The sequence below is a fragment of the Serratia sp. AXJ-M genome (assembly GCF_046531865.1).
Lineage (GTDB): Bacteria > Pseudomonadota > Gammaproteobacteria > Enterobacterales > Enterobacteriaceae > Serratia > Serratia liquefaciens.
In genome coordinates, this window is sequence record NZ_CP059394.1 from 104130 (window position 1) to 128693 (window position 24564).

Below are 24564 nucleotides of genomic sequence, written 5' to 3' on the forward strand. Positions count from 1 at the left end.
AATCCTCCGCCGGGGCGCGTTACGGCTGCGCTGCGGCATGAATGGCGTCCAGCACCGCTTTGGCCTGTGGATACTTAGCGGTAAATGCCGCCTGCAGCGGCAGGGTTTGCTGGCGGAAATAGCCGCGGTCGGTTTCGCTGAAAATCACGCCGGCGGCTTTCAGTTTTTCCATGGCCTGAATTTCTTTTTCCGCCGCAATTTTGCGTTCATAAAGGGTGGCTTCGTTGGCCGCGGCCAGCACCTCGTCACGCAGGTCTTGCGGAATGCGCTGGAAAGCCGCCTGGCTGATGGTGGCTACTATCGGGTTATAGATATGACGGGTCAGCGTGGCGTTTTTGGCGATCTCGTAATACTTGCTGGTGTACACCGTGGCGGCATCGTGTTCTACGCCGTCGATCACTCCCATTTGCAGTGCGGAGTAAACCTCACCGCCGGGCATTGGGATTGCCGTAGCGCCCATGCTTTTCAGCGTGGCGATGAAATTGGGGGCCGGCAGCACCCGCACCTTCATCCGATTAAGATCCTGCGGCGACTGCAGCGGTTTTTTACTGTAAATGTTGCGCGCCCCCAGGCTGAAACCGTAACCCAGCACCTTGATATTGCTCTGTTTGGCCAACATGGCGCTCAGCAGTTGGCCTGCCTGGCCGTCGAGCGCCCGGCCCAGCTGTTGGTTGTCATTAAACAGATAACCCAGATCCAACACGCCGATCTCCGGCACCAGCGTGGCCCAGATGGAAGTCCCGGAGATCATCATGTCGATCGCGCCGATGCGCACCTGCTGCACCGCATCGGCTTCTTTTCCGAGCATGCCGTTCGGGAAATAGTTGAGGGCAATTTTACCCGGCAGACGCTGCTCCAAATTCTGTTTGAAACGGTTGAACCAGATAGCGTGTGCGGAGTAGCCATCGTCGGGTAACGATGAATAAACCCGCAGGTTGACTTCGGCGGCGTTGGCGCGCAACGGCAGGGTAAACAGCATAAATAACAACGTGATAAACAGGCGCGGCGTTAAGCGGCATGTCATTGATTTCATGAGCCTGGCTCCCGATCGCAGACAGCCTGCGATGCTGGTGGTGAAGATGATTCCCCTGCTGGGCAATGCGGTAGGGACAGGGGGAACGGGACGATACTTTGTGTCTTAATCTTTAACTGTAACGTTTTAGTGTATCGTTACAGAAAACCTACAAACATTCGGTTGGCAGATCAATTTTTATCCGTGAAAAAGGACGGGAAATGCGCGTTCTGTGAGCAGGCTCTAAAAATAGGCGGGTAGAAGTTGGCGGTCGGTGAGCTGCCCCTGCGGGCGTTTAGCTTCTATAATCGCTGCTGGATAACCGTGAATTCAGGAGTGAGCATGCCTTCCAGGGCGATAATTAAATGGACCAAACGACTGACGATAGTGGGCGTCACCGTCTTGCTCACGCTGTTTGCGGTGCGGGTTTACGATACTCAGCGCGGCCCTGCGTTGGAGCCGTGGCATACTTTTGTGCCGCACGAGTTGTCGGCCGCCGAGCTGGATAAAACCAACTGGCAAGGTTATCTGGCCGCAGAGAGCCGGGTGTTTGACGAGGTGAAAGTTAACGTCACGGACAAACTCTCCGCCAGCGAACGCATTCCGCTCAACCGCTATTTTGACGGCAGCCCGGTCTACCCGGAACATTTTGCCCACGACTGGAACCGCTCTTACGAATTGCTGCCGCAGGGCGAACCCCGTGGCGCGGTGGTGCTGCTGCACGGCCTGACAGATTCGCCTTATAGCCTGCGGCATATCGCCGAAAACTACCGGCAGCAGGGATATGTGGCGGTAGGTATTCGCCTGCCGGCGCACGGTACGGTGCCGGGGGCACTGACCGATATTGAATGGCGCGACTGGCTGGCGGCAACGCGTTTAGCCGTGCGCGAGGCGCGCAGCAAGGCCGGAGGCGACAAGCCGCTGCATATCGTGGGCTTTTCCAACGGTGGTGCGCTGGCGATGAAGTATGCGTTGGATGCGCTGGACGATCCGCAGTTAGCGGCGCCGCAGCGGTTGGTGTTGATCTCACCGATGATTGGCGTGACCAGTTTTGCCCGTTTCGCCGGTATTGCCGGCTGGCCGGCGGTGTTTCCGGCGTTTGCCAAAGCGGCCTGGCTCGGCGTCCTGCCGGAGTTTAACCCCTTCAAATACAATTCATTTCCGGTGAACGGCGCGCGTCAGTCTTACCTGCTCAGCAACGATCTGCAACAGCAAATCGCTCGGGCAGCGCGTGACGGCAAGCTGGACAAGTTGGCGCCGGTGCTGACCTTCCAGTCGGTAATGGATTCGACCGTCAGTACGCGGGCGGTGATCCGCGCGTTATATAATGAATTGCCGGCTAACGGCAGCGAACTGGTGCTGTTTGACGTCAATCGTACGATAAACTTTGGGCCCTTGCTGCGACCCAATGCGGCGGCGGCGGTCAGCCAACTGTTGCCTGCGCCGCCGCGCCGTTATCAAACCACGGTGATTGCCAACGCCTCGCCCGAGAGTAGCGAAGCCATTGCCAGTGTGACAGCGGCCGGAGAAACGACGCAAAGCGTACAGCCGCTAGGCATGACCTATCCGGCGGACATCTATTCGCTGTCGCACGTGGCGCTGCCATTCCCGGTGAGCGATTCGCTTTATGGCCGCTTCCCGGCTCAGCGCGGCGAGTTCGGTATCAGCCTGGGTACGCTGGCAGCGCGTGGCGAACGTTCGGTGCTGGTGGTCGATCTGGATTCGCTGATGCGCATTGCCTCTAACCCGTTTTTCCCTTACCTGCTGCAGCGCATCGATAGCAAGCTTTAGTCGAAACCGAGGATGCTGAAGGCATCGTCCTGCGGGTAGTAGCCGAGCAGGCGGGTGGTTTCCTCCAGCGACAGGCGCTTATAGCGGTTGTTGGAAACGCCGTGCACCACCGCATGGTGCACGCCTTCAATGCGCAGGCAGCGTTCGAGCAGATCGGCGGCGTCCCGATGGCTGAGGAAGGCGCTCATATCACGGGCGCTGAGTTGTTCACCGCGTTCTAACGTGGTGAAGTTGGCGATGCGTACCGACAGTGAAGACAGCCCCTCCTGATGGGCAAAGTAGGCGGCGATACCCTCGCCAAACGCTTTGCTGACCCCGTACAGATTTTTCGGCTTGGGCGCGTCCTGCGGTCGAATTTGGTAATCCAACGGATAGCCCTCCACCGCCTGCGCGCTGCTGGCGAACACCACGCGTTTGCAACCGGCGTCCTTCGCCGCACGGAAGATATTGAAGGTGCCGAGGATATTGTTGTCCATCAGTGAATTGCAAAAATCGGCATCGGGGGAAGGATCGGCCGCCAGGTGCAGTACGGTATCGATATTGGCGCAGGCCGACCGGCAGGCTTCGATATCGGCGATATCAAAACTGATGATCTCGTCGTTTGGCTGCAGATTGTGCAACAGGCTGACGTCTCTTTCCGCCAGCCGCAGCTGATAGCGATTGCCAACGGACTGACGGAATGCCGTAGCGACCCGACCGCCCGCGCCGGTAATCAGAATTCGTCCAAACTCAGTACGCAAAGTCATGATCTCAGCTGTCCCTAAAGTGAATTACGCGGTGATCAGTAATAATCCCCTGCGTGACTTTTGTCCAGCATCAATTAGCCTTTCTGATGTTTTATGTCACCAGTGGGCATTTTTTTTCGATGGTATCCGCCAGAAAAGTCATCACTGCGCGTACGGCAACGGACCGCGCCAGATCGGGATAAGTGACCAGCCACAGCTCGCGAGTTGGCGCGGCGATGGGGGTGGGTAAAACCACCAGATCTGGGTCGCTATCGGCGATAAACGTCGGCAATACCACGGCACCTAGCCCCGAACGCGCGGCTTCTTGCAGCGAGAACAGATCGCTGGCCTCAAAAACCACCGGGCGGCCCTGCAACAGCTGCTGCAGCCACTGCTGGTGGGGCTGGTGTTGGTAGTGGTGGTCATAGGCGATAAAGGCCCGTGCGGCTTCCGGCAGGGCTGCGTGCTGCGGCGTGGCGTACAGCGCGTAGCGCATCATGCCGATGCGCTGAACCAGCAGATCCGGTTGTTGCGGACGTACCATCCGCACCGCCACTTCGGCATCGCCACGGTCCAGTTCGGCGATGGCCGATTCGCCGGAGAGTATCAACGTAATATGCGGAAAAGCCTGATGAAATCTCGCAATCTCCGGTGCGATAACCCGTGCGGCTATCGACGGCGGTGCACTGATGCGTACCTGGGTTTGCGGTGTTTCGCCGGCGCTGCGCGCATGACGGACAATGGCGTGGCTTTGGTTTTCAATCTCGGCAGCCAGCCCGGCAATCATTTTGCCATCCTGTGTCAGCGGTGTGCTGCGCGGCAGGCGGAGGATCAGCCGCAGACCGAGCGCTTTCTCCAGTGCCGCGACTCGGCGGCCCACGGTGGCGTGATCACAGCCCATTTCTCGCGCCGCTGCCGACAATGAACCGGTACGCGCCAGCACCACAAAGTGTTTTAAATCCTGCCAATCGAACATCAGTGAATTCCTGCACAGTATCGTTGCAAATTTATGGAATATTCACACAGAGCGGGGTGTGATTCAATGCCGTTATGTTTGAAACCAAATTGAATTATTCAATAAGGTAATCTTATGAATTTGCAACTGCAGGATCGCGTCGCGTTGGTGACCGGCGCCAGTGAAGGAATCGGTGCGGGTATGGTCAGGGTATTTGCAGCGCAGGGCGTTACCGTGGTGGCTACCGCCCGTCGTGAAGATCGCCTGCTGGCCCTGGCAGATGAGATCGCGAAAAGCGGTGGCGTACGGCCTTACGTGATTGCGGCGGATATCACCGATGCAGGAGCACTCGACAGCCTGCTTGCTCAGGTGCAGCAACGCTTCGGCACGATAGACATTGTGATTAATGCCGTCGGCGGGGCTCGTCCAACCGCACTGAACGAAGGCGACGCGGGTTGGGAAGAGGCTTTTGCCCTGAATTTCACGCCGGCGCGTCGGGTCACCCACGCACTGCTGCCCGGCATGCAGGCGCAGGGATGGGGCCGGATCATCAACATCAGTGGCTCGATGGAGCCGCGTAGTTTAAACGCCGCCACTGCCGCTAAAGGCGCATTGCATCTGTGGGCCAAGGGGCTGGCGGGAGAGGTGGCGGCGCAGGGCATTACCGTCAATACGCTGCAGCCCGGGCGGATTAATAGCGAACAGGTGCGTGAAAAACTGCACCCGACCGACGCCGCGCGCCTGGCATTTATCGAACAGAATATCCCGATCGGCTATTTTGGCGAGCCGGAAGACATGGCTTATCTGGCCGCGTTTCTTTGTTCCCCGCTCGCGCGATATATCACCGGTGCGGTGATCCCGGTAGACGGCGGCATGCACTATTTCGCTCACTGACGCCGTTTTGTACGGCGGATCACAGTTCGGTAATTTGCCGCCGCAAGCTCTTGCCTCGACAAAAAGTCGGGTGGTAACGTCATAACTCAGCCGATTTAGGGTTGTCACTGCTCAGGCAGGCAAAACCTAAACCTCGTGCTTCTGTTCCCTTCGTGGGTGCAGAGGCCATGAGGTTTAGGTTTTTTTTTGCGCTGAATTCTGTGGCGGCGATTGGCCACCGCTGAGTGGGATTTGGCAGAACGCAGGATTGAAGGATATCGCGATGAAATATGAAGCATTAGCCAGTGAGATTTTGGCCGGCGTCGGTGGCCGCGACAACGTAAAAAGCCTGGTGCACTGCGCCACTCGCCTGCGCTTCAAGCTGCGCGACAGCCGCCGTGCCGACGCCGCCGCCCTGAAAAAAAATCCGGGTGTGATCATGGTGGTGGAAAGCGGCGGGCAGTTTCAGGTGGTGGTAGGCAACCATGTGGCCGACGTCTACAACGCGGTCAATCAGGTGGGCGGCCTGAGCGAGCGTGAGGCGGTGGCGGAAGATGGTGACAAAAAAGACAATCTTTTCAGCCGCTTTATCGACGTGGTCTCCGGCATTTTTACTCCGCTGTTGGGGGTGATGGCCGCTTCGGGGATCCTGAAAGGCTTCCTGGCATTGAGCCTGGCCTGCGGCTGGCTGCTGGAGAGCAGCGGCACCTTTAAAATGCTGTTTGCTGCCAGTGATGCGCTGTTTTACTTTTTGCCCATCATGCTCGGTTACACCGCTGGGAAAAAATTTGGCGGTAACCCCTTCATCAGCATGGCGATCGGCGGTGCTTTGACCCACCCCCTGATGATGGCGGCGTTTGAAGCCGCCCAGCAGCCCGATGCGGTGCGGGAGTATTTCTTCGGTATCCCACTGACCTTTATCAACTACAGCTCGTCGGTCATTCCGATCATATTTGCCGCCTGGATTTCGTGCCGCCTGGAGCCGCTGTTTAACCGGGTGATCCACAGCGCGGTCCGCAACTTTATTACGCCGCTGTTGTGCCTGGTGATCACCGTCCCGCTGACTTTCCTGCTGATCGGCCCGGCGGCCACCTGGCTCAGCCATCTGCTGGCCAATGGCTATCAGAGTATTTACGCCTTTAACCCGATTATTGCCGGGGCGTTTATGGGCGCGATGTGGCAAGTGTGCGTGATCTTTGGCCTGCACTGGGGACTGGTTCCCTTGATGATCAACAACCTGAGCGTGTTTGGCCGCGGCACCATGGTGCCGCTGCTGCTGCCGGCCGTGATGGGGCAGGTGGGGGCTACGCTGGGCGTGATGTTGCGTACCCGTGACGCCAAACTTCGGGCGCTGGCAGGTTCTGCTATCGGCGCAGGGATTTTTGGTATCACCGAGCCCGCCGTTTATGGCGTGACCCTGCCGAACAAGCGGCCGTTTATTTTCGGCTGTATCGGGGGGGCGCTGGGCGGAGCGGTGATCGGTTATTTCCACACTGCCACCTATTCCTTTGGTCTGGTGAACGTTTTCACCTTTGCGCAGATTATTCCCGCCGGTGGCTTTGACGCCACGGTGTGGGGCGCGATTGCCGGTACCTTGCTGTCGTTCTGCTTTGCGGCGGTGGCCAGCTATCTGTTCGGCGTGGTCCCCGTTGAAGCGGTCGCCGAGCAGGCGCCTGCAGCCCCGCTTAACCGCAAAGAGTCCGTCGTCAGCCCGATTGCCGGTGACGTATTGCCGCTGGAGCAGGTGAACGACGCGACTTTCGCCAGCGGTTTATTGGGCAAGGGGGTAGCGATTGTCCCATTGCAGGGCCGGGTGGTGTCACCGGTCGCCGGGCACGTGGCCTCATTGTTTAAAACCCGGCACGCCATCGGCATTGAATCGGACGACGGTGCGGAGATCTTGATTCACGTCGGTATAGATACCGTCAAGCTCGACGGGCTGCATTTCAGCGCCCATGTGCGAGAGGGGGATCGGGTTAAGCCAGGCGATCTGCTGATTGAGTTTGACCAGGCAGCGATCCGCGCCGCCGGTTTTGACACCACTACGCCGATCATCATCAGCAACAGCGATGACTACGTCGAGGTGTTGGCCAGTGGCGAGAGCAGGGTGCGGGAGCAGGCGCCGCTGCTGACTTTATTACGTTAACCGAGGAGAAAACCATGAGCAGCAAATTTCCAGACCATTTTCTGTGGGGCGGTGCGGTAGCGGCCAATCAGGTGGAAGGAGCTTATCAGACCGACGGCAAAGGCCTATCGACCTCTGATTTGCAGCCGCAGGGCATTTTCGGCGCGATTGTCCCACGGGTTGACGGCGACAGCGGCATCAAGGACGTGGCGATCGATTTTTATCATCGTTACCCGCAGGACATCGCGTTGTTCGCTGAAATGGGCTTCAAGTGCCTGCGAACCTCCATCGCCTGGACGCGGATTTTCCCGCAGGGCGATGAGGACACCCCGAACGAGGCGGGGTTGGCGTTCTATGACCGGTTGTTCGACGAAATGGCGAAGTACGGCATTCAACCGCTGATCACGCTGTCGCACTACGAGATGCCGTATGGGCTGGTGAAACGCTACGGCGGCTGGGGCAGCCGCAAGACCATCGGCTTTTTTGAACGCTACGCACGCACGGTGTTCGAGCGCTATAAGCACAAGGTGAAGCACTGGCTGACCTTTAACGAGATCAATATGTCGCTGCATGCGCCCTTTACCGGCGTTGGCCTGGCAGAGGACAGCAGCAAGAGCGAGATTTACCAGGCCATTCATCATCAACTGGTGGCCAGCGCCAGGGCGGTCAAAGCCTGCCACGAAATCGTGCCGGACGGCAAAATCGGCAATATGCTGCTGGGCGGTATTGTTTACCCGCTGAGCTGCCGACCGGAGGATGTGCTGGAGACTCAGCGCCAGAATCGCGACTGGCTGTTCTTTGGTGACGTGCAGGCCCGCGGTGACTATCCGGCCTATATGCAGCGCTACTTCCGCGAAAACGGCATTCAGATTGAGATCACCGCCGAAGACCGGCTGGCGCTGCGCGAGACCATCGATTTTATCTCCTTCAGCTATTACATGAGCGGCTGCGTCACCACCGACGAACAGCAGAACAACGCCGCCCGCGCCAACATTCTCAATATGGTGCCTAACCCGCATTTGGCCAGTTCGGAGTGGGGCTGGCAGATCGACCCCGTTGGCCTGCGTTATTTGCTGAACGTCTTGTACGATCGCTATCAGAAGCCGTTGTTTATCGTGGAGAACGGGTTGGGGGCCAAGGACCGTATCGAAGCCGACGGCAGTATCAACGACGACTACCGCATCGATTATCTCAACGATCATCTGGTGCAGGTGGCGGAAGCGATCGACGACGGCGTGGAAGTGATGGGCTACACCAGTTGGGGGCCAATCGATCTGGTCAGCGCTTCTAAAGCCGAAATGTCCAAACGCTACGGCTTTATTTATGTCGACCGCGACGATGCCGGTAACGGTAGCCTGGAGCGCCATCGCAAAAAGAGTTTTTACTGGTATCGCGACGTGATTCAAAGCAACGGTAACTCACTGAAAGAAAAAGCCTAGGTTTTACCCATTAACCCGGTGGCAATCACCGGGTCATGACCTTTATCTACTGCTGCCAATGTTTGGGGAATTCTCGCCCAGGGAATGCTGTTGCCCGCAGTCAGCGTAATATGCGGAGAAATATAATAATGAAATACCCATTACCTCACTCAATAACCTGCGCAGGATTACTGTGGGTCAGCGTTGGCGCACAGGCGGAAACTTTGCAAACCGCCAAAGACGTGGAGGCGCCAACGGCCCAGTGGCAAGGCGTCGCGCTCGGGTTCGAACAGCCACAACCTGGGTTGTTGGGCGACATGCTGGGGATCAGACCGATCCTGGAAGATCATGGCTTTCACTATAATCTGGGTTATCTCAGCCAGCTTTCCTATAACGCCGGCGGTGGATATAACCACGACAGGCAGGCGTCCTATATCGATCAGTTCTCGCTGACCTTCAGCCAGGACCTGCAGGCGCTGACCGGAATTCCGGATGCGGCGCTTGAAGGCAATATCGTTAACCGCAACCATGATAACAACTTGACGCGCGACCGCCTGCAGGATCCGCGCGTTAATCCGACCGATTTGTCCCAGGAAAGTTACGGCGGCCAGTCGATCACCCGGCTGGGCTGGCTGACCTTTAGCCGCAGTTTTCTGGAGCGTCGGCTGCAATGGCGTATCGGCATGATGAACAAGGTGCAGGATTTCGATCAGATCATTCCCTGTGACTTCCAGACGCTGACGCTGTGCGGCGGCAAGTCCGCCAACTCATTGACCTGGTATAACTGGAACGTCCACTACTGGGGTACCACGCTGCAATACAAACTGACCGACGGGTTGACCTTCAAAACCGGCCTGATGGAGCAGAACCCAAGCGCCCCAAGCCGCAGCCATGCCTGGAGCTGGTCGACCAAAGGCAGTAAAGGCCTGTTGCTGCCGATGGAGCTGGAACTGAAAACCCATGCGGTCAATCAGTTGCCGGGGGTTTATAACCTGGGAGTGTTGTTCACCAATGCCCGGCAACAAGATTTGTATGAGGGGGTCTCCGGCGGCCCGGGAGCGAGCGATCCAAACGGCTATCGCAGCCATGACCGCACCTGGTTCCTGTACAGTGGTTTTAACCAACAGCTAACGCGTCATCCGGATGATGCCAATCGGGGTCTGAGCCTGTTCTACAGCCTGGGATTGGCAGATCCGCGTTCCAACTATATGCATTACTCCACCTCTACCGGTATTCGCTACCGCGGATTGTTTGACGCGCGGCCGGACGATTGGCTGGGCCTGGGCGTTTCAATGGTCAAGTTGAGCGACCATTACCGGGATAATCAGCGTTACCTGAATCAACTCAACAACGCCACCGCGTATAACGATCCCAATTTCCGCCCGGTGCCAGGACATTCCGTGACGGCAGAACTCTACTATCGCTTCAACGTCACCCCCTGGCTGCAACTGCAGCCGGGCCTACAATACTGGCATCATCCGGGGGGCGTAAGTGAAACGCAGGATGCCTGGGTGACGGCGTTGAAAACCGTAGTGACCTTCTGAGGGTTACGCCGCATCGCTTTCCCGGTAACGCTGGCGTGCATGTTCGAACCAGCTTGCCGGGACGTTATGCGGCGGCAACAGCAGCTTTTCCAGACCCTGCTCGACGATATGGTTGGCCTGGCGCCACAGCGTCGGGTCGCCTTCGGTCAGCACTTCCAGCAGACGCTGTTTTTCTATCAAATAAGTGCGCGCAAAATGGCTGTCGAATTCCAGCAGTGAACGGGTGTTGTCGATCAGATCGGCCAGTTTGATGGTTTTGGCCTGGGGTGAAGCGTTGGCGCTGTGCCGTCGATCGCGGTTTTTACGTTCGAAGCGGTTACCGCCGCCGGTGCCGCTGACGTTGGTCAGCATTGCCACCAGTTCTGCCACCTTTGGCCCAAAATGGCTCTCGATATCGCCGAGGGTGGTGGGCGTGTCTTCCACCGTGTCGTGCAGCCAGGCGGCAGCCAGCATTTCCTCGCTGTGCGGCACGCTGCTGACGATTTCCATTACCGCCTGCGGATGAACGATGTAGGGGTCATTGGTGTATTTGCGGCGCTGATCGATAGCCGCATGCGCCTTGGTGGCGTAGCGGCGTGCGCGTTCTACCAGTGTGGTTGTCATATCCTTTTCCTCCGGCACAGCACCCTGCTGTGGCATCCCCTGCATTAAAAAAGGTAGCATACCGATTAAAAAATAGCTTGCGATTACATCGTGCGCTATCTATATTCAAAACATGAAAAGTAAAAACCCCGAACACCCCGTAGCGAAAAACCTGCTGCTGCTCGATCAGCAGATGTGTTTTGCCCTGTACTCCGCCAATCTGGCGTTGCACAAGGTGTATCGCAAACTGCTGAGCCAGCTTGATCTCACCTATCCGCAATATTTGGTGATGCTGGTGCTATGGGAGCGTGACGAAATCACGGTTTCGGACATCGGCGAGCGGCTGTTTCTTGATTCCGCCACGCTGACGCCGCTGTTGAAGCGGCTCGAGACGGCAGGGTTGTTGTTGCGTTACCGCGCCACGACCGACGAGCGACAGGTGATTATCGCGTTAACCGACGCCGGGCGCGCGCTGCGTGAAAAAGCGCAGGCGGTGCCGGAAGCCGTGATGTGCGCTACCGATTGCAGCCTCGATGAAATCGTTAATATCAAGCAGCAGCTCGAAAAGCTGCGCGGCAAGCTGATAGATCAGATTTGAAGAACGGCAGCCAGACGCAGGATCGGCGATCCTGCGCTACACTGAAGTAAGTGGGTAATTTAAGTAGTGCACGATTTAATCGTGAGAGATAGACCTATGATCGGGTTCAGCCAACTGGATCCGATGTGATGCCTCCAACCAAAAGAAGGAATGATTTATGTCGATTGAAAAAGTTGTTTACCGCGCTCATGCCACCGCAACCGGTGGCCGCGATGGCCGTGCGACCTCATCCGACGGCGTGTTGGATGTCAAACTGGGCGTGCCGAAAGAAATGGGTGGTGCGGGCGGTGAAGTCACTAACCCGGAGCAGCTGTTTGCTGCCGGTTACTCGGCCTGTTTCCTCGGCGCGCTGAAGTTTGTTGCGGCGAAAGAAAAGGTGAAAATTCCTGCCGAAGCCAAAATTGATGGCACCGTCGGCATCGGTGAAATCCCCAACGGTTTCGGTATCGAAGTGCAACTGGATATCAGCCTGCCGGGTATCGAGCGCAGCGTGGCGGAAGACCTGGTGAAAAAAGCCCACGTGGTCTGCCCTTATTCCAATGCTACCCGCGGCAATATTGATGTAACGCTTAACGTTAAGTAAGACTTTCGCCAACGTCACGGAAAAAGGGGAGGGTTATCCCTCCCTTTCTCGTTCTGCCCCGCCTGTACACTTCACACAAAAATAAAAAAAATATCCGTTTCTTGAGAATTCTCTTGATTATTACCCCCGAAATAGCGCTTATTGCCGATCGGCTGAACCTGAAGCCGCATTGAATGTCTGACTGATTCAGAACTGTTACCGTCCGGAGCCACCGCGTTACATGAACAAAGTTAAATCGCTTTCACAGCAGAATTTATCGTTATTGTTAGCGATTTATATCGGCATCTTTTTAAACCTTTCCGTTTTCTATCGTCGCTTTGATTCGTTTTCGCACGGCATTCAGGGGATTAAGGTTATTTCTGCGGTAACCGAGGTTATCGCTATCGTGCTGTTTACCTTCTTTATCATGCGGCTGGTCTCGCTTGGTGGCCGGCTGTTTTACCGTATCGTTGCTTCGCTACTGGTGCTGATTTCCGTTGCCGCCAGCTATTACATGACGTTCTTCAACGTGGTGATTGGCTACGGCATTGTGGTCTCGGTCATGACTACGGATATCGACCTGTCAAAAGAAGTGGTCGGCTTGCACTTTGTATTGTGGATGCTGGTGCTCAGCGCCTTACCGCTGTTGTGCATTTGGAAAAACAACCTGCGCTACACGCTGATCGAACAGCTGAAAACCCCAGGGCACCGGGTGAAACCGCTGGTGGTGTTGGTGGCGGTGGTGGCGCTGGTGTGGTTACCGTTGCGTATGTTGGACAGCGAACAGAGCGCGCAGGAAAAAATCACCAATGTGGATTTGCCGAGCTACGGTGGCGTAGTGGCGCACTCCTATTTGCCATCCAACTGGCTGTCTGCGCTGGGGCTGTTTGCCTATACCCGGTATGACGAAAGCCAGGATCAGGCCAATTTGTTCGACCCGGCCAAGAACTTTACCTATGTGCCGCCGGCCGATATCGATGATACCTACGTGGTGTTTATTATCGGTGAAACCACGCGCTGGGATCACATGGGGATACTGGGTTACGACCGTGACACCACGCCACGCCTGTCCAAAGAGAAAAACCTGGTGGCGTTCCGTGGTGAATCCTGCGATACCTCGACCAAACTTTCTCTGCGCTGCATGTTCGTGCGCGAAGGCGGTACCTCGGACAACCCGCAGCGTACGTTGAAAGAGCAGAACGTGTTTGCAGTGCTGAAGGATCTGGGCTTCACCTCGGAGCTGTTCGCCATGCAGAGCGAAGTCTGGTTCTATAACAATACCGAAGTGAACAACTATTCGTTCCGCGAAATGATCGCCTCCGAGAAACGCAATGACGGTAAATCGGTTGACGACATGCTGTTGGTGGACGAAATGAAAGAGTCGCTGGCCCGCTATCCGCAGGGCAAGCACATGGTGATCCTGCACACCAAAGGTTCGCATTATCTCTATTCACAGCGTTATCCACGCAGCTATGCGCGCTATCAACCGGAGTGTACCGGCGTCGACAATTTCTGTTCTAAAGAGCAGCTGGTTAACGCCTTCGATAACTCAGTGTTGTATACCGACAGCTTTATCGCCAACGTGATTGATCAGGTGCGTGAGAAGAAGGCAATTGTGTTCTATTCGTCCGATCACGGCGAATCTATCGGCGAGAATTCGCACCTGCACGGTACGCCGCGTGAAATGGCACCGCCGGAGCAGTTCCGCGTACCGATGATGGTATGGGCATCCGATAAATTCCTGGAAGATCCTCAGCATCGCGGGGCGTTTGAACAACTTCAGGCCCAACAGCGCGTGGGTAAAACCCACCGTCATGTAGAGCTGTTCGATACCATTCTCGGCTGCCTCGGATATACCTCGCCGAACGGCGGCATCGTGGCGAAAAACAACTGGTGCAATGTTCCGCAGGAAAAAACGCCGGCGGCACAGTTGTAACCTCTGCAATACCGGGCGCACTGCGCCCGGTAAAATCTGTTAATACCTTCCCTTCATCAATTAATCCGGCTCAGGCTTGCGATATATACCCGTCATCTTTCAATTTGCAGCGTTGTTACCTGCTTACAAGACCCGTCCGTGGGTCTTGCCCCTTCGGGGCTGCTGCAAGCAGCGTTCAAATCTGTTCCCGACAGATTTGTTGTTCACCCCAGTTACTGTAGGGGCGAATAAATTCGCCCCGATTAATGCGGGCGCAGCATGCGGCGCCCCTACAATACCTGGGGATGAACGAGCTGTGCGCCTAGCTGCAACTTGAAAGCTATAGGGTATACTTGGGCACTTTCCCCCTCGAACCGGAGATTTCCATGACCTTGCGCGTGGCGTTTATTGACGATCATGACATTGTGCGATCGGGCTTTGTGCAACTGCTGTCGCTTGAGGCGGATATTCAGGTGGTGGGGGAATTCAGCAGTGCTGCTCAGGCGCGCGCTGGGTTACCAGGCCTGGAGGCGGAAATCTGCATCTGCGATATTTCGATGCCGGATGGCAGCGGGTTGGATTTGCTGGCGGACATCCCTTCCGGTATTCGGGTGGTGATGTTGTCGATGCATGACAACCCGGCGCTGGTGGAAATGGCGCTTGAGCGTGGTGCCTGTGGCTTCTTGTCCAAACGCTGCAAGCCTGAAGATTTGATCACCGCGGTGCGCACCGTCGCCAGCGGCGGCGTGTACCTGATGCCTGAAATCGCCCAACAGCTGGCACGGGTGAAGGTGGATCCCCTCACGCGTCGCGAACGCGAAATCGCGCTGTTACTCGCCCAGGGGCAGGAGGTACGGGAGATTGCCGTCGCCCTGGGGCTATCGCCGAAAACGGTCCACGTGCATCGCGCCAATCTGTTCGCCAAGCTGGGCATTAACAATAACGTCGAACTGGCGAAGCGGATGCTGAATCTGTGATGCAACGCCTGATCACCCAACTGGCGCTGTTTTTCATTTATGCCACCAGTGCGTTTTGCCTGTGGGGCATCGGCACCGCGCTGATCGACCCGCCCTGGCAGGCGCTGCTGCTGTTCCCGTTCGGCCTGCGCCTGGGCATTCTGCTGCAAAGCCCTTATCGCTTCTGGCCGGGGATCTTGCTGGCCGACCTGTTGCTGATGGTATTGCTGGCGGATCAGTTCGGTTACGGGCCGGCGCTGTGGGCTTCGGTGGTGGTGCTGGTGTTGACGGTGCTGCTTAGCCTGGTCGCTTCCCCTTGGCTGCTGCGTCATCAACAAAACGACAGCGAATGGCAATGGCCGCTGATGCAGGGCGCGGTGGTGGCGGTCGCCGCACTGCTGCAGGCGCTGGTGTGGCAGGTGGTGAACGGCGAGGGCGCACGGGCGCTGTTGCTTGGGCTGGCGGGTGGCTTCACCATCGCCCCGACCTGCCTGCTGCTATGGCACTATCTGGCGCGGCAAATCTGGGTACCGCTCGAACCGGGCCTGATCCATAAACCGGTGACGCTGCGGTTACGGCATCTGGCTACCTATCTGCTGCTGTTTGCGCTCAGTATCTGGCTGCAACAGCAGGTGAATGCCGCCGAGCTGCGCCGCTTTGCGCCGTTTTGTCTGGCTATCCCGATCGTCTTCATGTCGTACCGTTACGGTTGGCAGGGGGCGCTGTTGGCGACGCTGCTCAACGGCGTGGTATTGGTCGCCAACGAGCCACCGCAGCCCGAGTCGCATCGCGACCTGCTGTTGTCGCTGCTGGCCCAGAGCCTGACCGGGCTGCTGCTTGGGGCCGGCATTCAACGCCAGCGTGAGTTGAACCAGCAGCTACGGCTGCGATTGACGGAAAACCGCCAGTTGGCGCGCGCGCTGGTGACGGCCGAAGAGCAAACCCGGCGGGAGGTCGCGCGTGAGCTGCACGACGAAGTCGGCCAGACCATCACCGTTATCCGTACCCAGGCCAGTATTATCAAGCGTCTGGCACCACAGCCGCCGGTGATCGGCTGTGCAGAAGCGATAGATACGCTGGCGCTGCGGGTGTATGACGGCGTTCACGACGTGCTGACTCAGCTGTGGCCCGCCGCCCTGAATAACCTGCCGCTGTCGGCGGCGGTGGCGGCGATGTTGCGTGAGTCGCTACCGCAGGATACGTCGCTGGTGAGTACGATGCAGTGGCAGGTACCGGATGAACTGCTGGATGAAACGCTGAAAATTACCCTGTACCGGGTCTGTCAGGAAGGGGTGACCAACGTCTGTCGCCACGCTGCTGCCAGCCGCATTGAGCTGGACGCGCGTCTTCGTCACCGTAAAGGGCGACCGCCGCAAATCCTGCTGACCATTCGCGATAACGGCATCGGTATCGATTTGGCCGACCATGAGCCGGGTTACGGCCTGCGCGGCATGCAAGAGCGCATTAGCGCACTGGGTGGCCAACTGCGGCTGACGTCGGAGCATGGCACCTGTTTGAATGTGATCTTACCCACAGTTTCAACGGCAGAAGCGTAAAACTAGGAAATACTCCTAACTGCGTCGGGAATCCGGCGTAAGCCATTCGCGCGCGCGCGCAGCATGATAGCGGCACTTTTCCTATTCTCTGAGGTTTCACATGTGGTCTTTCCTTAAAAGCCGCCAGGATGTGCCGCCGGTTACCGATCAAAAACAGATCGATGCCAGCTATAAATACTGGCGTATCCAGCTGATGTGGACGATGTACATCGGCTATGCCGCGTTTTACTTTACGCGCAAAAGCTTCAACTTCATCATGCCGGCTATGCTGAGCGATCTTGGCCTGACGATGTCCGATGTCGGCATCCTGGGGACGCTGTTCTACATCACCTACGGCTGCTCGAAATTTATCTCAGGCATGATCAGCGATCGTTCCAATCCGCGCTATTTTATGGGCCTGGGTCTGATCATGACCGGCGTGCTCAATATCTTCTTCGGGCTTAGCTCTTCGTTGCTGATGCTGGGTACGCTGTGGATCCTCAACGCCTTCTTCCAGGGCTGGGGCTGGCCACCTTGTTCAAAAATCCTCACCAGTTGGTATTCCCGCTCCGAACGCGGCAGTTGGTGGGCTATCTGGAACACTTCGCACAACTTCGGTGGTGCGCTGATCCCGCTGCTGGTCGGCTTTATCTCGCTGCACTTCAGCTGGCGCTACGGCATGATCATTCCGGGCATTATCGGTGTGTTATTGGGCCTGCTGATGTGTTGGCGTCTGCGTGACAAGCCGTCATCCATAGGGTTGCCTAGCGTCGGTAAATGGCGCAACGACGCCATGGAACTGGTGCAGGAATCGGAAGGCCAGGGCCTGACCAATCGGGAAATCATCAAGCGTTACGTGCTGACCAACAAGTACATCTGGCTGCTGGCAGTGTCTTACGTGCTGGTATACATCGTACGTACGGCGATCAACGACTGGGGCAACCTGTACCTGACGCAGGAAAAAGGCTATTCGCTGATGACCGCCAACTCGGCGATTTCCCTGTTCGAAGTGGGTGGCTTTATCGGCTCGCTGGTGGCCGGTTGGGGCTCCGACAAGCTGTTCCGCGGTAACCGTGGGCCAATGAACCTGATCTTCGCCATCGGTATCTTCCTGTCGGTGGCGGCGCTGTGGCTCATGCCGGGCGTGACCTTCCTGCTGCAGGCTGCCTGTTTCTTTGCCATCGGCTTCTTTATCTTTGGCCCGCAGATGTTGATCGGCATGGCGGCGGCGGAATGTTCGCATAAGGATGCCGCCGGAGCGGCGACCGGTTTCGTCGGTCTGTTTGCCTATCTTGGGGCGGCACTGTCCGGCTACCCGATTGCCCGCATCATGGAAATCTGGCACTGGAATGGTTTCTTCGTGGTGATCTCTATCGCCGCCTGCCTGTCCGCGCTGTTCCTGCTGCCGTTCTTGCGTGCGCAATCACCGGCGCTGAAAACCGCCAAGGCATGATGCAAAAGCGCGGTACAGGGCATCGTACCGCGCTTTATGACGCTTTTATCGCCACTTGGCGGGCTGGGTTGAAAAAGTGATTGACGCGTATTATCCCCAGCAGTAAGATGCGCCCCGCATCGGCGAGTAGCGCAGCTTGGTAGCGCAACTGGTTTGGGACCAGTGGGTCGGAGGTTCGAATCCTCTCTCGCCGACCACATTCGGAAAACCTGCTTTATAAGCAGGTTTTTTTTCGCCTGTTATATATAGGATGAGAACCTCCGAAGGAGGTTTGAGCCGAGCGCAGCGAGACCACGTTGCTTTAGCAACGGCCCGCAGGGCAAGCATCAAAGATGCGCGTAATCCTCTCTCGCCGACCACATTCGGAAAACCTGCTTTATAAGCAGGTTTTTTTTCGCCTGTTATTTGCCCTTCAGGCTGCTTTTCCGACCACGAAGTCAAAATGGATTTCGTCAAAGGGAAAAATAATCCCCTGTTCGCTTTTATCAACAATGCCGCACCTCAGCAGTGCCTGAAGATCGGTATGCACCGCTTTCACATCCCGTTTGACGCGGCGTGCCACTTCCCGGATAGAAAGTTCACCACCGCCGGTCATGGTGTGCAGGATTTGCATTTTCTTGGGCGACAGGGTTTTCCACAGGCTCTCCCAATCTAAAAAAGTGATATAGCTTCCCTGTTGCTGTTTATTGCCCTGCAGGGCTTCTTCCATGTTGCATTGAAGCTCATCAAGAGAAGCAACACGGATGGTGACTCTGTTCATTCTCTTTCTCCTCTTAGTTGAGCAACTTCACTGAAGAAACTGCGTTTCAGCTCGATGAGATGGGTAAAAACAATAGGCTGCTCAGTGTTGCCCACATGTTTGTGATCGCCTTTACCTGCCTCGTTGTCATAACGCAAACGGCAAATACCCTCTTTCACATAGGCAAACCGGTACTTATAGTGATGAGTGCTGCCGTGAACAGGTGGCTCGACATGCCAAATAACCAATTGTATAAATTCAGTGTTTGTCAGTGGGATCCTGTCCTGATAGATCAGTTGAGAAGGCACTTCCATCTCCTTCATATTGTTTAAAATAACAACATGTTTTAAGTGTTGTCAATGATGACAACACTGTGTGACATGACAAATATTGATCCTTGCCCAGAAATTAATTCACACTCCTTATTCCTATTGGCAGCAGTGATTCATTATTAAATAAATTCATCGCTGCTCAATAAAACCCGCTTGATAGCCATCTTGTTTTAATGATTATTTTATCTATAGTCTGAATACACGAAATGGGAATGATAGATTTCCGTTGCGTGGAAAGATGAATGCTTATTTATTGACTTTAATCGGCCAGGATTATTGCGGGATTATTTTGTTCCGACAATGGGTGGCCATGATTAATTATTTTATGTTGATCCTCTCGGAATAAAGGAATCAGTTATGCGCAAATTTAATAAACCGCTGTTGGCGTTGCTGATCGGCAGCACGCTGTGCTCTGCGGCGCAGGCCGCTGCACCGGGCAAACCTACGTTGGCCTGGGGCAATACCAAATTCGCCATTGTCGAAGTCGATCAAGCGGCGACGGCTTATAATAATCTGGTGAAAGTAAAAAATGCCGCCGACGTTTCTGTTTCATGGAATTTATGGAATGGCGATACCGGTACCACGGCAAAAGTATTATTAAATGGCAAAGAAGTTTGGAGTGGTGCCTCAACCGGTGGTTCGGGAACCGCAAACTTTAAGGTGAATAAAGGCGGCCGTTATCAAATGCAGGTGGCGTTATGCAACGCCGACGGCTGTACCGCCAGCGATGCAACCGAAATTGTGGTGGCAGATACCGACGGTAGCCATTTGGCACCTTTAAAAGAACCTTTGTTGGAAAAGAATAAGCCTTATAAACAAGACTCCGGCAAAGTGGTTGGCTCTTATTTCGTTGAATGGGGCGTTTACGGCCGTAATTTCACCGTCGATAAACTTCCGGCTCAGAACCTGACGCACCTGCTGTACGGCTTTATCCCTATCTGTGGCGGTGACGGCATCAACGACAGCCTGAAAGAGATCGAAGGCAGCTTCCAGGCGTTACAGCGTTCCTGTCAGGGGCGTGAAGACTTTAAGGTATCGATCCACGATCCGTTCGCTGCGCTGCAGAAAGGTCAGAAGGGCGTGACCGCCTGGGACGACCCCTACAAAGGCAACTTCGGCCAGTTGATGGCGTTGAAACAGGCGCGCCCGGACCTGAAAATCCTGCCGTCGATCGGTGGCTGGACGTTATCCGATCCGTTCTTCTTTATGGGCGATAAGGTGAAGCGCGATCGCTTCGTTGGCTCGGTGAAGGAGTTCCTGCAAACCTGGAAGTTCTTTGATGGCGTAGATATCGACTGGGAATTCCCGGGCGGGCAGGGTGCTAACCCGAAACTGGGCAGTACGCAGGATGGGGCAACCTATGTGCAGCTGATGAAAGAGCTGCGCGCCATGCTGGATCAGCTTTCGGCGGAAACGGGCCGTAAGTATGAACTGACCTCTGCGATCAGCGCCGGCAAGGATAAAATCGATAAGGTGGATTACAACACCGCACAAAACTCGATGGATCACATTTTCCTGATGAGTTACGACTTCTATGGGGCATTCGATCTGAAAAATCTGGGCCACCAGACTGCGCTGAAAGCGCCGGCCTGGAAACCGGATACGGCGTATACCACGGTGAATGGCGTTAATGCACTGCTCACGCAGGGCGTGAAGCCGGGCAAAATCGTGGTGGGCACCGCCATGTACGGTCGTGGTTGGACCGGGGTGAACGGTTACCAGAACAACATTCCGTTTACCGGCACCGCCACTGGCCCGGTGAAAGGCACCTGGGAAAATGGCATCGTGGATTACCGCCAGATCGCCAATGAGTTTATGAGCGGCGAATGGCAGTACAGCTACGATGCTACCGCTGAAGCACCCTATGTCTTCAAACCTTCCACTGGCGATCTGATCACCTTCGACGATGCGCGCTCGGTGCAGGCGAAGGGCAAATATGTGCTGGATAAGCAGCTGGGCGGGTTGTTCTCATGGGAAATTGACGCCGACAACGGCGATATTCTGAATAACATGAACAGCAGCCTGGGCAACAGCGTCGGTACGCCTTAAATCGGTTGTAGTACGTTGCCGGGGGATATCTTTTCGCCCCCGGCTTTTTACAGACGAAAGTTTTTTAACGGCGCATAGATTGTGGAGTCGTCTCGATCAAAAAGGGCTTCAGTGCCTCACTCTTTCGGGTAGGGGATCAGCATTTCATCCTGTATTTAACGCAGATCACAAAAATAACCGTTCAGATATTCATCATTCAGAAACAAACTTTTTTAGTTTTTTATCGGAGTTAAACACCAGTAACTTTCTTCAGTGCAGGCTAACGAACTAAAAATGACCGTGTAGCATAATTTTTAATGCTGCAACTGTTAAAGAAAGGTTTTTTTTATGTTTGTTTGCTGTTTCTCACAGTCTGTGTAAATCCCTACTGGTTATATTGACGACACCCCAAACAGTTGGCAATTTGGTAGCCTCAGGGGTAAGAGCGAGAGTTGTTTGAGTGAATTCCACGCGCTCAGACGCCCCCACCGGGACGCGTTCCACCCGGCTCTCTCGCGCAATTATCCCTCCCAGCCTTCGGGCACACTGCACAGGCCGCGCAATAAAAAATACAGGCTCTGGCGGTAAAACACACATCACATCACATAATGGAGCACTAGCGATGACAAGTTCCTTGGGAAAAACAGGGATTCTGAAATTCGGTATTGGGCTGATTGCGTTGACCGTTGCGGCCAGCGTGCAAGCCAAGACTCTGGTTTACTGTTCTGAAGGTTCCCCGGAAGGGTTCAACCCGCAGTTGTTTACCTCGGGTACCACTTATGACGCCAGCTCGGTGCCGATTTACAACCGTCTGGTCGAATTCAAAATCGGCACCACCGAACTGCAGCCGGGCCTGGCTGAAAAATGGGACGTTAGCGAAGACGGCAAAGTCTACACCTTCCACCTGCGTAAAGGCGTGAAGTGGCAGAGCAGCAAAGATTTCAAACCGACCCGTGACTTCAACGCTGACGACGTGGTGTTCTCCTTCGAACGCCAGCTGGACGCGAATAATGCCTATCACAAAGTCTCCGGCGGCAGCTATGAGTACTTTGAAGGCATGGACATGCCGAAACTGATCGCCAAAATCGAGAAGGTGGACGATTCCACAGTCCGTTTCGTGCTGAACCGTCCGGAAGCCCCGTTTGTGGCTGACCTGGGTATGGACTTCGCATCCATTCTGTCTGCCGAATACGCCGACGTGATGATGAAAGCCGGTACTCCGGAAAAAGTTGACCTGAACCCAATCGGTACCGGTCCGTTCCAACTGCTGCAATACCAGAAAGACTCCAAAATCCTTTATAAGGCATTCGACGGTTTCTGGGGCACCAAGCCGAAGATCGACCGTTTAGTGTTCTCTATCACGCCAGACGCTTCAGTGCGTTACGCCAAGCTGCAGAAAAACGAATGTCAGGTGATGCCGTTCCCGAACCCGGCTGACATCGCCCGCATGAAGCAGGACAAAACCATCAACCTGATGGAACAACCGGGGCTGAACGTTGGCTACCTGTCGTTCAACGTTGAGAAAAAACCGCTGGATAACCTGAAGGTGCGTCAGGCGTTGACCCTGGCGGTCAACAAGCAGGCGATCATCGACGCGGTGTACCAGGGCGCAGGCCAGGCGGCTAAAAACCTGATCCCGCCAACCATGTGGGGCTATAACGACGCGGTGAAGGATTACACCTACGATCCGGTCAAGGCCAAAGAGCTGCTGAAAGAAGCGGGCATGGCAGACGGCTTCGCCATCGATCTGTGGGCTATGCCGGTACAGCGTCCGTACAACCCGAACGCGCGCCGCATGGCGGAAATGATCCAGTCTGACTGGGCGAAAATCGGCGTGAAAGCCAAAATCGTGACCTATGAGTGGGGTGAGTACCTCAAGCGCGCCAAAGCGGGCGAGCATCAGACGGTGATGATGGGCTGGACCGGCGACAACGGGGATCCGGACAACTTCTTCGCCACGCTGTTTAGCTGTGCGGCGGCGAAAGATGGTTCCAACTACTCTCGTTGGTGCTACAAGCCGTTTGAAGATCTGATTCAACCGGCACGCGCTGAATCGAACCACGACAAACGCATCGAACTGTACAAGCAGGCTCAGGTAGTGATGCACGATCAGGCTCCGGCACTGATTGTCGCCCACTCCACCGTTTACGAGCCAGTGCGTAAAGAAGTGAAGGGCTATGTTGTGGATCCGCTTGGTAAGCATCACTTTGAGAATGTCTCTCTAGATTAATTCTGGCCGTTAAGCCGGCGACACACGAATGGACTTGGCAGGGGCGCAACAGGTTGCGCTTCTGCTGACCAGTCTCCGGCGTATGGCATCAGGATTGTTCAAAGTGTGTGAGCTTTAATAAGCCTGGCGGACGATGAGCTGCCGGGCACTTTATACAGAGAGTTCGGGATATGTTGCAGTTCATACTCCGACGTTTGGGGTTAGTTATCCCAACGTTTATCGGCATAACTTTGCTGACTTTTGCATTCGTCCATATGATCCCCGGTGACCCGGTGACCATCATGGCCGGGGAACGCGGGATCTCCGCAGAACGCCATGCGCAGTTGATGGCGGAAATGGGGCTGGATAAACCGCTCTATCAACAATATTTCTCTTACGTATCCAACGTGTTGCAGGGTGATTTGGGTACGTCCCTCAAAAGCCGCATCTCCGTTTGGGATGAGTTTGTTCCACGCTTCAAGGCCACGCTGGAATTAGGGTTCTGCGCGATGATTTTTGCCGTGCTGGTGGGTATCCCGGTCGGGGTGCTGGCGGCAGTCAGGCGAGGCTCAATATTCGATCATACCGCGGTGGGCATCTCGCTGACCGGCTACTCGATGCCGATTTTCTGGTGGGGCATGATGCTGATCATGCTGGTCTCGGTGCAGCTAAACCTGACGCCGGTATCGGGGCGGGTCAGCGACACGGTGTTCCTCGACGATACCTTGCCGTTAACCGGTTTTATGCTGATTGATACCCTGATTTGGGGCGAACCGGGCGACTTCGCTGATGCCGTGATGCATATGATCCTGCCAGCTATCGTACTCGGCACCATTCCGCTGGCAGTGATCGTGCGTATGACGCGCTCCTCAATGCTGGAAGTGTTGGGCGAAGATTACATCCGTACCGCGCGCGCCAAAGGCGTGAGCCGCATGCGGGTGATCGTGGTGCATGCTTTGCGCAATGCCTTGCTGCCGGTGGTAACGGTGATTGGCCTGCAGGTCGGCACCATGCTGGCCGGTGCCATCCTGACCGAAACCATCTTCTCCTGGCCGGGCCTGGGGCGCTGGCTGATGGATGCGTTGCAGCGTCGCGACTATCCGGTAGTTCAGGGCGGCGTATTGCTGGTCGCCTGTATGATTATTCTGGTTAACCTGCTGGTAGACGTGCTCTACGGCGTGGTCAACCCGCGTATTCGCCACAAGAAATAAG

20 protein-coding genes, 1 tRNA gene and 1 other RNA gene are annotated in these 24564 nt (G+C 55.7%); 16 read left to right on the forward strand and 6 right to left on the reverse strand.

Annotation, left to right across the window (positions count from 1 at the left end; genetic code table 11):
- Nucleotides 1-19: 19 nt before the first annotated feature.
- Complete coding sequence (locus tag H0S68_RS00470) at nt 20-1033, reverse strand: TRAP transporter substrate-binding protein (RefSeq protein WP_128864811.1); 1014 nt, start codon at nt 1031-1033, stop codon at nt 20-22.
- Between the two features lie 321 nt (nt 1034-1354).
- Between H0S68_RS00470 and H0S68_RS00475 the strand changes: the two genes are divergently transcribed.
- Complete coding sequence (locus tag H0S68_RS00475) at nt 1355-2803, forward strand: alpha/beta hydrolase (RefSeq protein WP_201895862.1); 1449 nt, start codon at nt 1355-1357, stop codon at nt 2801-2803.
- On the opposite strand, the gene H0S68_RS00480 is transcribed toward H0S68_RS00475, so the two are convergent.
- Both H0S68_RS00480 and H0S68_RS00485 read right to left on the reverse strand, forming a co-directional pair.
- Nucleotides 2800-3549 (reverse strand): NAD-dependent epimerase/dehydratase family protein, encoded by a 750-nt coding sequence (locus H0S68_RS00480; RefSeq protein ID WP_187962109.1) that lies wholly within the window; start codon nt 3547-3549, stop codon nt 2800-2802. The genes H0S68_RS00475 and H0S68_RS00480 overlap by 4 nt on opposite strands.
- A 91-nt stretch (nt 3550-3640) precedes the next feature.
- Complete coding sequence (locus H0S68_RS00485; protein WP_187962110.1) at nt 3641-4504, reverse strand: LysR family transcriptional regulator; 864 nt, start codon at nt 4502-4504, stop codon at nt 3641-3643.
- A gap of 114 nt (nt 4505-4618) precedes the next feature.
- Here H0S68_RS00485 and H0S68_RS00490 point away from each other — a divergent pair, with 114 nt between their 5' ends.
- The 4 genes from H0S68_RS00490 (at nt 4619) to H0S68_RS00505 (ending at nt 10443) form a co-directional block, all read left to right on the forward strand.
- A complete protein-coding gene (locus tag H0S68_RS00490) occupies nt 4619-5377 on the forward strand; it encodes an SDR family NAD(P)-dependent oxidoreductase (protein WP_128864813.1) in 759 nt (252 codons plus the stop codon).
- Between the two features lie 262 nt (nt 5378-5639).
- Nucleotides 5640-7502 carry a PTS beta-glucoside transporter subunit IIABC gene (gene bglF, locus H0S68_RS00495; RefSeq protein WP_410529088.1) on the forward strand — a complete coding sequence of 621 codons (1863 nt, stop codon included), beginning with the start codon at nt 5640-5642 and terminating at the stop codon, nt 7500-7502.
- Nucleotides 7503-7516: 14 nt separating this feature from the next.
- Nucleotides 7517-8920 (forward strand): glycoside hydrolase family 1 protein, encoded by a 1404-nt coding sequence (locus tag H0S68_RS00500; RefSeq protein ID WP_115057938.1) that lies wholly within the window; start codon nt 7517-7519, stop codon nt 8918-8920.
- Between the two features lie 128 nt (nt 8921-9048).
- Entirely contained in the window at nt 9049-10443 is a 1395-nt protein-coding gene (locus tag H0S68_RS00505) for a carbohydrate porin (protein WP_410529089.1), read from the forward strand.
- A 3-nt stretch (nt 10444-10446) separates the two neighbouring features.
- On the opposite strand, the gene H0S68_RS00510 is transcribed toward H0S68_RS00505, so the two are convergent.
- Nucleotides 10447-11046 carry an HD domain-containing protein gene (locus tag H0S68_RS00510; protein ID WP_041415142.1) on the reverse strand — a complete coding sequence of 200 codons (600 nt, stop codon included), beginning with the start codon at nt 11044-11046 and terminating at the stop codon, nt 10447-10449.
- A gap of 112 nt (nt 11047-11158) precedes the next feature.
- Here H0S68_RS00510 and H0S68_RS00515 point away from each other — a divergent pair, with 112 nt between their 5' ends.
- From H0S68_RS00515 to H0S68_RS00550, 8 genes are all read left to right on the forward strand, one after another.
- Nucleotides 11159-11623: a MarR family winged helix-turn-helix transcriptional regulator gene (locus tag H0S68_RS00515; protein ID WP_020824719.1), complete on the forward strand. Its 465-nt coding sequence runs from the start codon at nt 11159-11161 to the stop codon at nt 11621-11623.
- Between the two features lie 157 nt (nt 11624-11780).
- On the forward strand, nt 11781-12206 hold the full coding sequence (locus H0S68_RS00520; RefSeq protein WP_004934114.1) for an organic hydroperoxide resistance protein: 426 nt from the start codon (nt 11781-11783) through the stop codon (nt 12204-12206).
- Nucleotides 12207-12426: 220 nt separating this feature from the next.
- Nucleotides 12427-14121 (forward strand): kdo(2)-lipid A phosphoethanolamine 7''-transferase, encoded by a 1695-nt coding sequence (eptB, locus tag H0S68_RS00525; RefSeq protein ID WP_128864816.1) that lies wholly within the window; start codon nt 12427-12429, stop codon nt 14119-14121.
- Nucleotides 14122-14486: 365 nt separating this feature from the next.
- Nucleotides 14487-15077, forward strand: a complete 591-nt coding sequence (gene uhpA, locus H0S68_RS00530; protein ID WP_020824721.1) for a transcriptional regulator UhpA — start codon at nt 14487-14489, stop codon at nt 15075-15077.
- A complete protein-coding gene (gene uhpB / locus H0S68_RS00535) occupies nt 15077-16612 on the forward strand; it encodes a signal transduction histidine-protein kinase/phosphatase UhpB (RefSeq protein WP_046374768.1) in 1536 nt (511 codons plus the stop codon). Before uhpA ends, uhpB begins: the two co-directional genes overlap by 1 nt.
- Before the next feature lie 100 nt (nt 16613-16712).
- Nucleotides 16713-18044: an MFS transporter gene (locus H0S68_RS00540; protein ID WP_410529090.1), complete on the forward strand. Its 1332-nt coding sequence runs from the start codon at nt 16713-16715 to the stop codon at nt 18042-18044.
- Between the two features lie 120 nt (nt 18045-18164).
- Nucleotides 18165-18241 (forward strand) — tRNA-Pro (locus tag H0S68_RS00545).
- Between the two features lie 32 nt (nt 18242-18273).
- Nucleotides 18274-18403, forward strand: a non-coding RNA gene (locus tag H0S68_RS00550) — RtT sRNA.
- A gap of 53 nt (nt 18404-18456) precedes the next feature.
- Here H0S68_RS00550 and H0S68_RS00555 read toward each other — a convergent pair.
- Together H0S68_RS00555 and H0S68_RS00560 are read right to left on the reverse strand one after the other, a co-directional pair.
- On the reverse strand, nt 18457-18804 hold the full coding sequence (locus H0S68_RS00555; RefSeq protein ID WP_217331725.1) for a glycosyl transferase family 1: 348 nt from the start codon (nt 18802-18804) through the stop codon (nt 18457-18459).
- On the reverse strand, nt 18801-19091 hold the full coding sequence (locus H0S68_RS00560) for a DUF6516 family protein (protein ID WP_046375102.1): 291 nt from the start codon (nt 19089-19091) through the stop codon (nt 18801-18803). Before H0S68_RS00560 ends, H0S68_RS00555 begins: the two co-directional genes overlap by 4 nt.
- Nucleotides 19092-19472: 381 nt before the next feature.
- On the opposite strand from H0S68_RS00560, the gene H0S68_RS00565 reads away from it, so the two are divergent.
- The 3 genes from H0S68_RS00565 to dppB all read left to right on the forward strand — a co-directional run bounded on the left by H0S68_RS00565 (nt 19473) and on the right by dppB (nt 24563).
- Nucleotides 19473-21164 carry a glycosyl hydrolase family 18 protein gene (locus H0S68_RS00565; RefSeq protein WP_142816134.1) on the forward strand — a complete coding sequence of 564 codons (1692 nt, stop codon included), beginning with the start codon at nt 19473-19475 and terminating at the stop codon, nt 21162-21164.
- Nucleotides 21165-21765: 601 nt separating this feature from the next.
- Nucleotides 21766-23373, forward strand: a complete 1608-nt coding sequence (gene dppA, locus H0S68_RS00570; RefSeq protein ID WP_020824727.1) for a dipeptide ABC transporter periplasmic-binding protein DppA — start codon at nt 21766-21768, stop codon at nt 23371-23373.
- Nucleotides 23374-23543: 170 nt separating this feature from the next.
- Nucleotides 23544-24563: a dipeptide ABC transporter permease DppB gene (gene dppB, locus H0S68_RS00575; RefSeq protein ID WP_020824728.1), complete on the forward strand. Its 1020-nt coding sequence runs from the start codon at nt 23544-23546 to the stop codon at nt 24561-24563.
- Nucleotide 24564 lies beyond the last annotated feature (1 nt).

Coding starts and splice junctions, on each gene's coding strand:
- H0S68_RS00555 (WP_217331725.1), bottom strand. CDS start 18,804: ATGAACAGAGTCACCATCCGTGTTGCTTCTCTTGATGAGCTTCAATGC.
- bglF (WP_410529088.1), top strand. CDS start 5,640: ATGAAATATGAAGCATTAGCCAGTGAGATTTTGGCCGGCGTCGGTGGC.
- uhpB (WP_046374768.1), top strand. CDS start 15,077: ATGCAACGCCTGATCACCCAACTGGCGCTGTTTTTCATTTATGCCACC.
- dppB (WP_020824728.1), top strand. CDS start 23,544: ATGTTGCAGTTCATACTCCGACGTTTGGGGTTAGTTATCCCAACGTTT.
- H0S68_RS00520 (WP_004934114.1), top strand. CDS start 11,781: ATGTCGATTGAAAAAGTTGTTTACCGCGCTCATGCCACCGCAACCGGT.
- H0S68_RS00500 (WP_115057938.1), top strand. CDS start 7,517: ATGAGCAGCAAATTTCCAGACCATTTTCTGTGGGGCGGTGCGGTAGCG.
- H0S68_RS00490 (WP_128864813.1), top strand. CDS start 4,619: ATGAATTTGCAACTGCAGGATCGCGTCGCGTTGGTGACCGGCGCCAGT.
- H0S68_RS00565 (WP_142816134.1), top strand. CDS start 19,473: ATGCGCAAATTTAATAAACCGCTGTTGGCGTTGCTGATCGGCAGCACG.
- H0S68_RS00470 (WP_128864811.1), bottom strand. CDS start 1,033: ATGAAATCAATGACATGCCGCTTAACGCCGCGCCTGTTTATCACGTTG.
- H0S68_RS00475 (WP_201895862.1), top strand. CDS start 1,355: ATGCCTTCCAGGGCGATAATTAAATGGACCAAACGACTGACGATAGTG.
- H0S68_RS00515 (WP_020824719.1), top strand. CDS start 11,159: ATGAAAAGTAAAAACCCCGAACACCCCGTAGCGAAAAACCTGCTGCTG.
- H0S68_RS00485 (WP_187962110.1), bottom strand. CDS start 4,504: ATGTTCGATTGGCAGGATTTAAAACACTTTGTGGTGCTGGCGCGTACC.
- H0S68_RS00505 (WP_410529089.1), top strand. CDS start 9,049: ATGAAATACCCATTACCTCACTCAATAACCTGCGCAGGATTACTGTGG.
- uhpA (WP_020824721.1), top strand. CDS start 14,487: ATGACCTTGCGCGTGGCGTTTATTGACGATCATGACATTGTGCGATCG.
- H0S68_RS00480 (WP_187962109.1), bottom strand. CDS start 3,549: ATGACTTTGCGTACTGAGTTTGGACGAATTCTGATTACCGGCGCGGGC.
- H0S68_RS00540 (WP_410529090.1), top strand. CDS start 16,713: ATGTGGTCTTTCCTTAAAAGCCGCCAGGATGTGCCGCCGGTTACCGAT.
- dppA (WP_020824727.1), top strand. CDS start 21,766: ATGACAAGTTCCTTGGGAAAAACAGGGATTCTGAAATTCGGTATTGGG.
- H0S68_RS00510 (WP_041415142.1), bottom strand. CDS start 11,046: ATGACAACCACACTGGTAGAACGCGCACGCCGCTACGCCACCAAGGCG.
- eptB (WP_128864816.1), top strand. CDS start 12,427: ATGAACAAAGTTAAATCGCTTTCACAGCAGAATTTATCGTTATTGTTA.